This window comes from Nostoc sp. DedQUE05, assembly GCF_034530955.1.
GTDB lineage: Bacteria > Cyanobacteriota > Cyanobacteriia > Cyanobacteriales > Nostocaceae > Nostoc.
In genome coordinates, this window is record NZ_JAVRCB010000002.1 from 105,342 (window position 1) to 118,829 (window position 13,488).

The 13,488-nt window shown below is 39.5% G+C and carries 10 protein-coding genes; 6 read left to right on the forward strand and 4 right to left on the reverse strand.

All coding sequences use genetic code 11. The annotated features are described in order from the left end of the window. The first annotated feature begins 854 nt into the window (after positions 1-854). A complete protein-coding gene (gene petJ, locus RMZ42_RS02640) occupies positions 855-1,190 on the forward strand; it encodes a cytochrome c6 PetJ (RefSeq protein WP_322670045.1) in 336 nt (111 codons plus the stop codon). 176 nt (positions 1,191-1,366) lie between these two features. Then, complete coding sequence (locus RMZ42_RS02645; RefSeq protein ID WP_322669934.1) at positions 1,367-2,290, forward strand: tetratricopeptide repeat protein; 924 nt, start codon at positions 1,367-1,369, stop codon at positions 2,288-2,290. A gap of 11 nt (positions 2,291-2,301) precedes the next feature. On the opposite strand, the gene RMZ42_RS02650 is transcribed toward RMZ42_RS02645, so the two are convergent. Next, a complete protein-coding gene (locus RMZ42_RS02650; RefSeq protein WP_322669935.1) occupies positions 2,302-2,946 on the reverse strand; it encodes a Uma2 family endonuclease in 645 nt (214 codons plus the stop codon). 333 nt (positions 2,947-3,279) lie between these two features. Between RMZ42_RS02650 and RMZ42_RS02655 the strand changes: the two genes are divergently transcribed. Both RMZ42_RS02655 and RMZ42_RS02660 read left to right on the forward strand, forming a co-directional pair. Further along, positions 3,280-4,137, forward strand: coding sequence for a hypothetical protein (locus tag RMZ42_RS02655; protein ID WP_322669936.1), 858 nt, complete (start codon positions 3,280-3,282; stop codon positions 4,135-4,137). 12 nt (positions 4,138-4,149) lie between these two features. Beyond that, the gene (locus tag RMZ42_RS02660) at positions 4,150-4,704 is read left to right on the forward strand and encodes a hypothetical protein (RefSeq protein ID WP_322669937.1); all 555 of its coding nucleotides are present in this window, start codon (positions 4,150-4,152) and stop codon (positions 4,702-4,704) included. Between the two features lie 70 nt (positions 4,705-4,774). On the opposite strand, the gene glgX is transcribed toward RMZ42_RS02660, so the two are convergent. Next, positions 4,775-6,901, reverse strand: a complete 2,127-nt coding sequence (glgX, locus tag RMZ42_RS02665) for a glycogen debranching protein GlgX (protein ID WP_322669938.1) — start codon at positions 6,899-6,901, stop codon at positions 4,775-4,777. Positions 6,902-7,442: 541 nt separating this feature from the next. Here glgX and RMZ42_RS02670 point away from each other — a divergent pair. Beyond that, positions 7,443-9,536, forward strand: coding sequence for a TonB-dependent receptor (locus RMZ42_RS02670; RefSeq protein WP_322669939.1), 2,094 nt, complete (start codon positions 7,443-7,445; stop codon positions 9,534-9,536). A gap of 228 nt (positions 9,537-9,764) precedes the next feature. Beyond that, positions 9,765-10,061 (forward strand): hypothetical protein, encoded by a 297-nt coding sequence (locus tag RMZ42_RS02675; RefSeq protein WP_322669940.1) that lies wholly within the window; start codon positions 9,765-9,767, stop codon positions 10,059-10,061. A gap of 169 nt (positions 10,062-10,230) precedes the next feature. On the opposite strand, the gene nifH is transcribed toward RMZ42_RS02675, so the two are convergent. Then, positions 10,231-11,124, reverse strand: coding sequence for a nitrogenase iron protein (gene nifH, locus RMZ42_RS02680; RefSeq protein ID WP_229464468.1), 894 nt, complete (start codon positions 11,122-11,124; stop codon positions 10,231-10,233). A gap of 1,234 nt (positions 11,125-12,358) precedes the next feature. Then, a complete protein-coding gene (locus tag RMZ42_RS02685; RefSeq protein WP_322669941.1) occupies positions 12,359-13,342 on the reverse strand; it encodes an AraC family transcriptional regulator in 984 nt (327 codons plus the stop codon). Positions 13,343-13,488: the final 146 nt, after the last annotated feature.

Here is a 13,488-nt window from a genome sequence, read left to right on the forward strand (position 1 = left end):
CCTGAGTTTATTTTTCCCTAATTAACTTGAATTATCACAATTCATTAGTAAAAATTGAGAAACCCGATCGAGCTAAATCAACCGACTATAGTTGAATCTATCCCATTAATCTCAGAGGATGTTTGAAAAGTATTTTTGGTAACTTCTAAGCCTTGAAAACTTAACCTTTCTACCCCATTCCATATAAGTAAATGTGGGTTAAATGAGGGTTTAAAAACCTCTGTTTGCTTGTCTGATGATAGGCTGACGCCAATGGGAAAAAGAATGGAAGCGGGATTTCTGGCATACTTTACGATTTTTTAAACATCCTCTAAGGGATCTGCACGAAAAATAAATTTGGGTTCTTGCAGTAGTTTTATGGTAATCAGTAGAGTTTACTAAATTTTCATAATTATAATTTAGCGAGCTAGGACTCCTATTTGATAGACTCAGTACGGAGCTATGCCTTTTTTCCTATTTCCTGTTTGCTGCCCACGTAAGTAAATTTGGTAATCAAACTGAATTACTATATCAATACGTAAAATATCAGTTTTTTCAGCATTTCATTATTATAAAATATACTTAAATAAATCTAGGTTTATAATCTTTACGATCGCATTGTGAAATTTTAAAAACACTTCCTGCAAAGTATTGTAAGTGGCAGTTGCTTACGGATATCTTAATCATGGAACGGGGAATCAACGCAGAATTCTTCATGATGCAATTACAGACGTAATTGAAAATTTTTATGAAGCAAAATTTAAAAAATTTTTGGGCTAAGTTTGACAGCTTGTCATTTGACTATGGCAGCGGCTCAACTGACAATTATGGAGGATATTGCACCGAATAAGCCGTTATTGCAGAGAGAACACGAAATGAAAAAAATGATTACAGTCATACTGTTAGGCATAGCAATCTTCACATTTGCCTTCAGTAGTCCAGCATTGGCAGCAGATGCTGCTAGTGGAGCTAAAGTATTTAGTGCCAATTGTGCCTCTTGTCACGCAGGAGGAAAGAATTTGGTTCAAGCTGACAAAAACCTGAAGAAGGAGGCTTTGCAAAAGAATGGTTTGTACTCAGCAGAGGCGATTATTTCCCAGGTTACAAAAGGTAAAAATGCTATGCCCGCTTTCGGCAAACGTTTGAAGTCTAACCAAATTGAAGATGTAGCGGCTTATGTGCTTTCACAAGCAGATAATGGTTGGAAGTAGACTAAAATTTAACTTCAAAAATTAACAATTGGCGGGGCTTTCTGTCCCGCTAATCTTAGAGTTGCCGCAATTATCAAACAGGATGCATATACCAATTTAGGATTTTGGATTAATAGTCTTTATAAAAAGACTGTTCCAAAAATATCAAACAATACTACCTATCCTCATTTGGTATTATGAGTAATTTCTGGCGATTATTTTTCAGTATAATTATTGCTTTTCCTCTGACTTTTTTGACTTTACCTGCACATTCTTCACCCATTTTAATTACCCAAATAATAGCGGGTGATTTCTTAGAGTTGGGTGTAGATAAGATGCGGCGCGGTGATTATCAGGAAGCAATAGAGAATTTCAACCAGGCGATTGAACTTAAGAAAGATTTGGCTGTCGCTTATAGCGATCGCTGTCTTGCTTATCTGCAATTACAAGATTACCATCAAGCGATCGCAGATTGTACTCAAGCGATAAATTTTGCACCGGATAACTTCGAGGCTTATCTGAACCGGGGAGTAGCACACTACAGACAAGGGGATTATCCAGCTGCCATTGTCGATCATAACCGAGCCGTTACACTTAAACCATCCGATTTTCGAGCCTATTACAACCGAGGTTTAGCCCGTGCTGGGGATGGGAAAGACTTGGAGGCAATTCTTGACTTTAATTTAGCCCTAACTCAAATTCCTCGAATCAGTAGCTTATTGCTTGCAGATATCTATAATGACCGAGGTTTAGCACATTTTGTCTTGCAAGATATCCAAGCTGCGATGCTCGACTTTAATTTAGCAATTCGCCTCAATGCTAACGATTATAGAGCGTACTTTAACCGGGGTTGTGCTTGCGGACGAAACGGAGATGACTTGGGTGCAGTGCGTGATTTTTCGCAAGTCATCAGACTTAATCCCAGTAATGGTCAAGCTTATGTTAATCGGGGAGTAGCTCAGTATCGCTTAGGATATCACTTAGGAGCTATATCTGATTTACAAAAAGCATCTGAGTATTTTGAAAACCAAGGAAAAAAAGTTGCCTACGAAAAAACTTTAGATTTACTGAAGAGTTTGCGAGAACAAATTTCGTCTGCAACTGAAATCGCTATTTTATAAGACTGCCAGGGCTATACAGGGTATCCACCAGCTTGAAAAATCTGTTTGGCGGTTAAATCTAATTCGGGGAAAAGAGGTGAGATAATGCGTTGTTTACCGCCGCAGGCATCGCTACCTTGAAACTGGCTGACTTGATATTCTCCCTCAATTAAAGTGAAAAGCGAGACAGTTGCTTGTTTGGGGTTGCCAATAAATCGCCTACCGCCTAAAGCAGCATAATCTACAATCCAGTATTCTGGGATGCCTACACCCTCATAATCAGCAGCTTTTTTTAAATAATCATCACGCCAATTGTTACTCACTACCTCAACTACTAAGGGTATTGATTCCGCTTGACTTACAGTAGATTCTTTTTTCCACAGAGGTTCATTTACCAAATTAGGGCGATTTAATATCAGCACATCTGATGAGTAAGCCGATTCATTTTCAGGCGGTTTGACTAATGCTGTTTTAGGTATGAAATAGGGGAGATTTAAACGAATACACTCTCTAGTAATTTCAAAGGCTAAAAATCCAACTACCTCTTCATGGTCGCCTGTAGGTTGCGGCATCTCTACAATTACTCCATCATGCAATTCATAACGTTTTCCTGTATTGTCAGGATATTTAGCAACGAATTCATCGAATGTAACTAGTTTGCGTAAGGCTTGAATCATAAATTATTGCGATTCGTCTCAATGCTAACGATTATAGAGCGTACTTTAACCGGGGTTGTGCTTGCAAAAAAAACAGAGATAACTTTGGTACGAAGGTTTTAGGTTTATTCCCTTCATCTTTTGGAGCCTAGCTTACTTATGAAGCGCGATCTCTCTAGCTCTTGAAAATCGCTCGTCTGGAAATTTAAACGCCTAAGACAGAAGAAAACATATCTCAATCTAGAGTCAGATCATATTACTAGTAGAACCCAGATCACACTTCAATGAGTTTATCTCGGCTAAACTAAATATTTATATTTAAATATAACAAATATTTACATAGGAACTTAAATTATGCCAATGAAAAGAGGCGATCGCAGAGATTCTAATTATGACAACGCTGTTAATAATCCTCGCTCACAGCAGAAAGAACCAGTTTCTTATCATGAGCTTAAACTTTCATTGATGACTGTTCGTGCCAATCTTGAAGAGGCGCGAAAACTTGCGAAACATAATGAAGAAGCTGCATCCCAACTGGTTCATGTTCAGCAAAAGATTCAAACTTACGAAATTGAAGCTAATGAGCTAAAAGAGCAAGTTACTCAAAACTATCGCTTCTATATTGATGAGCAAGAAAATCATCAAAAGACGCTTTACCTTTACAATGAAGAAAAAGCAAAAATATCCCAATTAGTTCATGTTCACCAACGAGAGATTCAAACTTGTCAACTCGAAGCTGATGAGTTAAAAGAGCGAGTCACTCAAAATTACCAGTTCTTTGTGGATGAAAAACAAAGTCATCAACAAACGCTCTGTCTCTACAACGAAGAAAAAGCGAGAGCAACAGAATTACTTACCAAATATGAGTCAGTAAACTCTGAACGAGAAATGTATTTGACTTTATACAATGAGGCTAAAGCAGAACTCAAGCATGAGCGTCGTTCCAAAGCTAGCATTAAGGGATGGGAAACTCGCCGGAAAGCGGAGAATGAAAAACTAAAACGAGAAATTGCTCAGATGGTTGTGCTATTGCGTGACTCTTTAGCAAGTAAAGATGAAGCAGTAAATAATCTTTACGTTGTAGCAGAACGTATGGATAGAATTCAATCTCTAGTTGATTCGGTGGAAGAAGAAACAACTAATAATCCTATGGGTTTGATACAAAAATTTAAACGCATCTGGCTGGCAATTAAAGACATACTTTCTGAATAAACAGGCATACTCATGAACAAAAAATCACTATCAACCACGCAAAAACAAGGTAAAGCGAGGCTGGGAGATCAAATTCGCAGTATTGCCGATCGCCTGAAACAAGAGACTGATGTACAGATAACAGCAACTTCTCGAATTTTAGGCGCTGCTGCTCAAATTGCCGAAAATCATGACCAACTTATTAATGAAGTAGTTGATATGGTTGAGTCAGACCTAAATGTAGAGAAACAGGTATCTCAGAAGCATATTTACACTATTGATTTTCTAAAGCAACAGTTTAAAACATTACGGGATGCAAAGGCTCACTTTAATCTGAAAGTTAGTAGTTGGGAATCACTAGCTAATAAATTAAATGCTGCATCTTGCCAAACAACCATAATACAGAATAACCCTCAATCAAATCAGGATTTTGTAGAAACCAATATAATAAATGGTGAATATAATTTTCATAATATTGAAAAATTGACAGTTTTTTTAGAACCTGATGTTGCCCAAATGTTTCCCAATTCGGAAGCAGTAAATGAAGCTTTGCGTTTCCTAATTAGAGTTACAAGTAAAAATGGTTAAAGTATTTTATCAACTGTATAGAAAAATATATTTTTCTATACAGTTGACCATTTTTTTTCTCTTCATACTGCTAACTAATAAGGCGTAACACCATCAGAGAGCGATCTGAAACTGGTACAGTTTGAGAGCCAGAAACTAATTTTCCCCGATCTAAAAAGCGAGGTTCATTAGTGTCAATTACTATCTCCCATACCTTTTCTTTAAAGTCATCGGGTAAAGCAAACTCAATTAACTCGTAGTGAGCGTTAAAAAATATCAGAAAACTTTCATCAATAATCCGCTCACCACGATCGCCCGGAGTAGCAATTCCCTGCCCATTCAAAAAAATCTCCATTACTTTGGCATAACTAACTAGCCACTGCTGCTCAGTCATTTCACTGCCATCAGAATTAAACCAAGCAATATCATTGATACCTAAACCGTGAATGGGACGGCCTTGAAACCACTTACGTCGTCGGAATACTGGATGCTGATGGCGAAAATTAATTAGTTCGCGTGTAAAGTCTAATAAATCCGAGTTCGCTTTATGCAAATCCCAATGCCGCCAAGAAATCTCATTGTCTTGGCAGTAGACATTATTATTTCCGTTTTGACTACAGCCAATTTCATCCCCCTCTAATAGCATTGGGACACCTTGAGATAGCATTAGGGTTGCTAAAAAGTTTCGTCGTTGCCGTTCGCGCAAACGCATTACTTCTGGATCGTCGGTTTCGCCTTCTGCACCACAATTCCAGGATCTATTATGGCTTTCACCATCTCTACTGTCTTCCCCGTTTGCCTCGTTATGCTTTTCGTTGTAGCTAACCAAATCATTTAACGTGAAACCATCATGAGCAGTTATGAAATTAATACTTGCATTTGGGTTGCGCCCGTTTGTTTGATATAGATCGGGGCTACCGGTAAAACAGTAGGCAAATTGTCCTAAACTATCATCTACACCACGCCAAAAATCTCTGACTGTATCCCGATATCTACCATTCCACTCAGACCAACGCAGTGGAAAGTTCCCGACTTGATAGCCGCCTTCTCCTAAGTCCCAAGGTTCAGCAATCAGCTTCACATCTGCCAAGATTGGGTCTTGATGAATAATATCAAAGAAAGCTGATAGATTATCTACTTCATATAGTTCCCGCGCCAGCGCCGAGGCCAAATCAAAGCGGAAGCCATCTACATGCATTTCTGTTACCCAATAGCGCAGGCTATCCATGATTAACTTCAGAACTTGAGCATGACGCACATTCAGAGAGTTACCGCAGCCTGTAAAATCCATGTAGTAGCGAGGATCGTCTTTTACCAAACGGTAATATACAGAATTATCAATACCTCGCAAAGACAGCGTTGGCCCGAAATGATTTCCTTCGCCAGTGTGGTTGTAGACTACATCTAAGATCACTTCAATTCCAGCGAAATGTAGTGCCTTGACCATTTGCTTGAATTCAGCGACTTGTTCTCCCGCTGTCCCACTAGCACTGTAACTAGAATAGGGAGCAAAATAGTTGATGGAATCGTAGCCCCAGTAATTGCTTAATCCTTTTCCTTCTAAATGTCCCGGATGAGATAAAAAATGATGTACTGGCATCAACTCTACTGCTGTAATTCCTAATTGCAGTAAGTGTTGAATTGCAGCAGGATGTGCCAAACCGGCATAAGTGCCGCGCAACTCTTCTGGAATAGCTGGGTGTAGTTTAGTAAAACCTTTGACGTGAGTTTCATAAATAACAGTTCTATACCAAGGTGTAGCAAGCAGTTTATCGCCTTCCCAATCAAAAGATTGATCCACCACAACACACTTGGGCATTATTTTGGCATCATCTAGTTCGGAAAAAACTAAGTCTTTTTCCTCAGCGTCTAGAGAGTAGCCAAAGACAGCTGGATCGTTACTAAACTCACCGTCAATTGCCTTAGCGTAGGGGTCAATTAATAGTTTGTTTGGATTGAATCGATGACCAACTTCCGGTGCCCACATCCCATGCACTCTAAACCCATACTTTTGACCTGGGCCAACTCCTGGTAAGTAACCATGCCAAACAAAATTATTTTTTTCTGTCAAAGGCAAGCGGATTTCTTCGTCATCGTTATCAAATAAACAAAGCTCTACCCCTGTTGCATTTTCCGAAAATAAAGCAAAGTTTGTTCCTTTACCATCCCAAGTTGCACCTAAAGGATATACATTTCCCGGCCATAAAGCTACATACATAAATAAATCTTGAATATTAGTTTTTCGGCAAATATTATTGACTTCAACTTTTTTGAATAATTAGTTAAAATCTAAGAGTTACTAATAATTCTTTAGAAGTCAATAACACTCAATTTTAACTTCAAAATAATATTATTGACTCTATCATTAGTAATAAAATCTCTATTCCTTAAGTGGGAAAAATTAATGTAGAGGGCAACAGACTGAAGGAAAACTGCGCTGTTTGCGACACGCCGCGCAATCTGCTTCAGTAAAGCGATGCCTGCGTTAGGATGCGCTAACGGTAAAGAGCAAGGGTTTAAAACCCTCACTATTGCCACAGTTTCCTGCAAGGTACGGCTCTTTACATGGCTCCAAATCATCTAGGTCAAATCCCGTTCTACCTTCTTTAAATGCGATCGCTCTAGAGTCTAACACATAGTAATTTGACAAATAGTCTCATCCGGTCTTTAGAAATATGACAGCGTGTCTTTTGACACGATTTTACTATTACAGCCACAATGCTACGTAGTAACTGTTTTTACTTGGTGTGAAAGAGAACGTGAAAAAGGATTTTTTGTTGCTAACAGTTGCTTTACCTTTACTGATAGCATCTCCTAGTTATGCTGTTGAGAGTGAAATTGAGCAGAGAAATACTAATAAATCAACCGAAGTTATTTCAGATATTCCGAGTTTGAGTGAAATTGAGCTACCCGCCACTAATGCCGAATTATTATCTCAACAATCTGTACCAATTCAAGTTAATCCAGAAGAAACTCAGCCAGAAGCAGAGCAAACTCCGAGCGATGATGCAGACATTTCGATAGAAGCGATCGCAGAACCAGACAACCTACCCCAATCTACTCCAACTTACGTAATCGATCGAGAAGAAATTAAGAAGCAGGGTGCTGCAAGTTTAGCCGATATTTTGAAAAGAATGCCTGGTTTTGCAATCAATGATGTCGGTCATGGTGCAGATATTCACACAGGTACATACTATCGGGGAGCCTCAATTAATCAATCTGTATTTTTGATTAATGGTAGACAAATTAACACTAATGTCAACATTTATCATGGTGGAACTGATTTAAATAGCATTCCTGTAGAGGCGATTGAACGAGTCGAATTATATAGCGGCACAGCCTCCGCTTTATTTGGTTCCTCAGCCTTTGGGGGAGTTGTGAATATTATTACCAAGGAAGGTTATGGCAAACCTAAATTGAGTGCTAGTGCAGAATTTGGCTCATTGAGTTTAAATAATCAACAAGTGACTTATGGTGGTTCATCCGATAAAGTCAAGTACAACTTTAGCTTTGAAAGATTTTTTACAGATAACCGTTACCGCGTTCCTGTAGGTGCAGCAAATCGTGACGAACAGGGATTTTTATCAAATGCAGACACAGCTACAAGTACCTATTTTGGTAGCATTGGAGTAGATTTAAATCAAAAAAATTCTCTGAATTTAGATGTTACTGCACTCAGCAGTCGTCGTGGCTTAATTTATTTTGGGTTTCCTCTCCAAAGAGATAGATTAGACCACGATGGTTTAAATATTGGCTTATCTTGGAAAACTCGGTTAGGTAATGGCGAAAGCTCTAACCTAACAACCTCAATTGGTTATAACCAAGATTATTTCAGCACTTACGGCCCTACAGGATCGTTTTACCGTACAGGAGCTTTAGATACCCAACAACTTACAGCCAGGGTAGATCATGAGTGGAAAATTACTGCGAATAATAAATTGCGTTGGGGATTAGATTTAAAAAACACCGACTTAACCGGTGATGTTTTGAGTACAAATCCTAGTAATATTGCCAAAAATGAAACTGAAGATAGGAGTTTGTTCAATACAGCTTTATTTGCTGTCAATACTTGGAATATTAGCGATAACTTTCTGATAGATTTAGGGCTAAGGCAAACCTTTGACAGCCAATTTGGAAATTATCTCAACCCTAGTGTTGGGTTACGTTACGCCGTCACACCATTAATAGCAGTGCGTGGAAGTTGGGCAGGGGCACAACGCAATCCTGGGTTAGATCAGTTGTATGTTTATGATACAGTTCATGGTTGGGAACCTAATCCTGATTTAAGACCAGAAACTGGCTCTACTTGGAGTGCAGGAATCGATGTTAATTTTTCTCAAAATCTGATTGGACAGTTTACTTACTTTGGTAGTAGTATAGGCGATCGCTTAGGAGTCATCGCTGGAAAATGGGCAAACATTGGATTAGTAGATACCAATAGTTTAGAAGCTGCATTGCAATTAAAAATTGCCACTGGCTGGTCAACTTTCCTCAACTATACTTATACAGATTCCCAAATAAAAACAGGGACAGAGAAAGGTTTACAATTAGGTTTAATTCCCTACTCTGTACTGCAAACTGGTGTAGGTTATGAAAATTCAGGTTGGCAAGCTAACTTGTATGTTACCTACAATAGTGGCGCTCGCAGATCCATCTTTGCTAACTCTAATGACAAGCCTACAGATTTTGCACCGTCTTTCGTGAATTTAGATTTGAGCGGGCGTATACCTCTAACTAGCAATTTAGGACTAACAGTTTACTTAGAAAATCTACTGGATGAGCAATATGAGCGAGTTAATCGCATATATAGCCCTGGATTTACTTTTCGTCTGGGTTTAAACGCCAATTTTTAGGTATTCAATGTAGAGATTTTATCATTGCGAAATCTCTACATTCTTATATCTTTGCACATAATTTGAAAAACCTCACTTTCGTACTAGGCTAGGATGTTAGGTTTGACAGCATTTTTTTAGTAAAGGCAATGTACCACCGTACAACACAGTGCGTTAAGCTAAAGCCATAATGGCCCTACTTAAAATTTATTTTAATCTAAAATCTAAAATCTAAAATCTAAAATTGTTATGAGAGCCAAAATTGAAAATAAAATACTTTTTATCCACCACGAAGATTTGCCAGAGTTTAAAAAAGGTGGTTCGGTGGTAAGAAACTCTTATTTTTGGGCATTACGTTCAATAGCTGGTCAAGCTTCACGTTATCGTGATTGGGAATACGAACCGGAGGTTTGGCTAGCGCTTTCACGAATGCTTTTATCGTTTGCTGAATCGGGATATTTGGGTATTAGAGAAACTTTACTAGAGTTTCCCTTATCTCAAGGAGAAATTCCTAATTTGCTGCGAGATGTTTCCACTTGGGAGTAGGGATGTATAGCTTTCAAATCTGGAAATATCTCTTCTATATAAATGCGTAGCGGCTTCTTGCAGGGAACGAGCGATCGCTATATATTTCTATTAAGGATTCAAACAAAGAAATGCAAAAATTAGAGGAAAGGTGGGCAACAGCCCACCCTAAACCATTATTTAATTGATACTACTTTACGGGTGCTTCAGTAGCAGACTTACCAACTAGCATTGCGGTATTTTCGTCGCTTTCAAGAATACCGAATTCAATCAACAACTCTTCTAACTCTTCCATCTCAATGGGGGTGGGGACGGCGAGTTTGTCGTTGTCGATGATCTTTTTAGCTAGTATCCGATATTCGTTACTTTGATTGCTATCAGGCGCGTACTCGTTAACAGTCATCCGGCGCAATTCTGCGTGTTGAACAATGTTGTCACGAGGTACGTAGTGAATCATTTGGGTGTTCAAACGTTTTGCCAAGGTTTCGATTAAATCGATTTCCCGGTCAACGTTACGGCTGTTACAAATCAAACCACCCAAGCGTACGCCGCCTGTGTGAGCATACTTGAGAACACCACGAGCAATGTTGTTAGCTGCATACATCGCCATCATTTCACCAGAGGTAACGATGTAGATTTCTTGTGCCTTACCTTCACGGATAGGCATAGCGAAACCACCGCACACAACGTCACCCAAAACGTCGTAACTTACAAAATCAACATCTTTGTAAGCACCGTTTTCTTCCAAGAAGTTGATAGCGGTAATAATACCACGACCAGCGCAACCCACACCAGGTTCAGGCCCACCAGACTCCACACAACGTACATCGCGGAAACCAGTAAGCATTACTTCTTCGAGTTCAATATCTTCTACAGCACCGCGTTCAGCAGCCAATTGCAGAACACTTGTTTGAGCTTTACTGTGTAGCATCAAACGGGTAGAGTCAGCTTTCGGATCGCAACCAACAATTAGAATGCGTTGACCCATTTCAGCCATTGCTGCTAAGGTATTTTGAGAAGTAGTAGATTTCCCAATACCGCCTTTACCATAGAAAGCTATTTGTCTAATCTTTTCGTCAGTCATGGTTGTGTTTCCTACAATGATTTAATTGATGAGTCGTAAGCTTGATGTAGTTGTTTACCCTTGGCGTCGTAGGGAAGTAGAGCCTATTGGCGTAGACGCGTAGCGACTTGTCGCTAGACATCGCATCCTGGCAAAAGCAGTTAAAATCAGAACATATTTACCCACGAAGCGATGGCTTAAGAGATAGATAAATCTAATCTCTTAATAACAAAGCCTTTGAAACTATGACTTCAGCATTATCAGTTGTTGCAACGAATCCCAAATGGTTGCTCAAGCCTCAAGAGTGGTTGCAGCAGGAATTCAAATGAACGCAGATTTATTCCTTGAACCACACAACCAACCAAATTGCAATCCACTCTTAAATGGTTGCTACAACTTGTCTGATTTTGCTGATGTCAAGTAACCAAGAAAATCTATAGTGCTTCTCGTTTCGTGATTGATGCAGCAAGATAAATTCCAGCCTAAAAGTGGTAGCTAGCAGTGCAGTAATATAATATCTACACAGACAACATCTGATACTTCGGCTTAGATAATATCTTGGTGATTTTTGACAGATGGCTAAATTCCTATAAATTATGGAAAGACACCATTCTGCTTGAAGTTTTCGTTCCAAAAGTCAGCAACTGCTTCAACTTAGTTTGCGGTTGAAAACGTTTACTTCCGCAAGACGAAGTTAGTAAATATTCTGTATTTCTATTGAATTGTCAGGCTGTACTAAGAGTCTTTCTTCCCAGACTCCAAGAGTAATTGCCTTGGCGGGTAATGCTCTAGCTAGGTTAGCCAACTCTTATTGGCTCGTACCCAGATAAATTTTGATTGACTTCAAGTTGTTACAAAGGCTACTATCCTACTCAATCTAGTTTTAGATTTTCGTTAAAAAAAGATGTAGCGAATTGAAGGGGACTTACCAGAGCAAAAAAACTTTCTTGAGTTTGCCTCAAACTTGTCTTGAAGTCTTTTTGTGTTTTCACTTGTTTGATTCCTATAAAAACCATAACATACATCCCACTAATTAATTTGCCGAATCTCAAATTATTTATCTATTTAATATAAGATTATTCTTATAACCTTTAATAGTCATAGGTTACACCCTCGTTATTAACTAGTTAATGAAATTATTTATCCTAGCCAATATGTGCAGTTAGATACTTTTGGAAATTTGATAAAAGTATTTAAAACTAATGTTTGAAAAAGAAAACATAAATTCTTATTTTTGCAGTCAAAAATTTTGTCATCATATTGAACTAGTAGTCTCCCTAGTAGCTTCTCGCAGCCGCTCCACATCGCGCATCGGTGGCGCACCAAACAGCCGCTTGTACTCCCGGTTAAAATGCGAGGCATCGTCATAACCCACGCGGTAGGCAGCACTGGTAGCATCAAGCTTTTCCCCCAGCATCAGACGGCGAGCCTCCTGGAGCCGCAGTTGCTTTTGGTACTGCAAGGGACTCATGGCAGTGACAGATTTAAAGTGATGGTGGAAGCCCGATACACTCATTCCCAGTTCTCGTGCAATGCTTTCAATCTTGATCGGTTCGTTAAAATCTTTACGAAGTCGCTCGACGGCTCTGGCGATGTGGTAGGTGCAGCCACCCAAAACTGCAATATGACGGAGCCGATTACCTTGCTCTCCCATCAAGAGTCGGTAAATGATTTCCCGTTTAATCAGTGGTGCGAGAACATGAGCTTCAGCAGGGGAATCTAAAAGCCTGACGAGCCGCACTACAGCGTCCAACAGATTTGCATTCAACGGACTTACATCAATAGCTTTCACATCAGCACGGCTGCGCGATGAGGGATGCCCTGCTTCGACCATCACTGAGCCAACAAGAGTGGGGTCAAGATCGAGGCGAAGGCTAAAGAACGGTTGCGCCTTGGACGCTTCCAGAATTTGGCTGATAATTGGCAGTTCGACCGTAGCAAGCAGATAATGCATTGGGTCGTACTGATAGCGATCGCTACCCAAAAGAACTTCTTTGCTGCCCTGAGCGATCGCACAAAACGCAGGGATAGAGACACTATGAACGCATTCCGAAGGCGAAGAGGCGCGGTTGAAGTGCAAACCTTTGAGCGGTTCAATCGTCCCATCATGACGAATCGCGTGTGCAATCCGCTCTTTCAGTTCGTCTCTATTGGCTTGCGCTCTGTCTGCCTCACGCTTTGCCTGCAAGTCGTTCATTAAATCGCGATCGGACTTTTCACTCGTTTTGGCAGCGTTCATTTCTAAGTTTGCAGAATTGTACAACTATCTTAGACGATCGTCCTATTACTTGTTCTTCAAGATTCTTAGAATGAAGCTAAAGCAATGAAAAATGATTTCGGCTTCTTATAAGCATTCTGGATTTTTATTTAATAAAAAACTCAGTT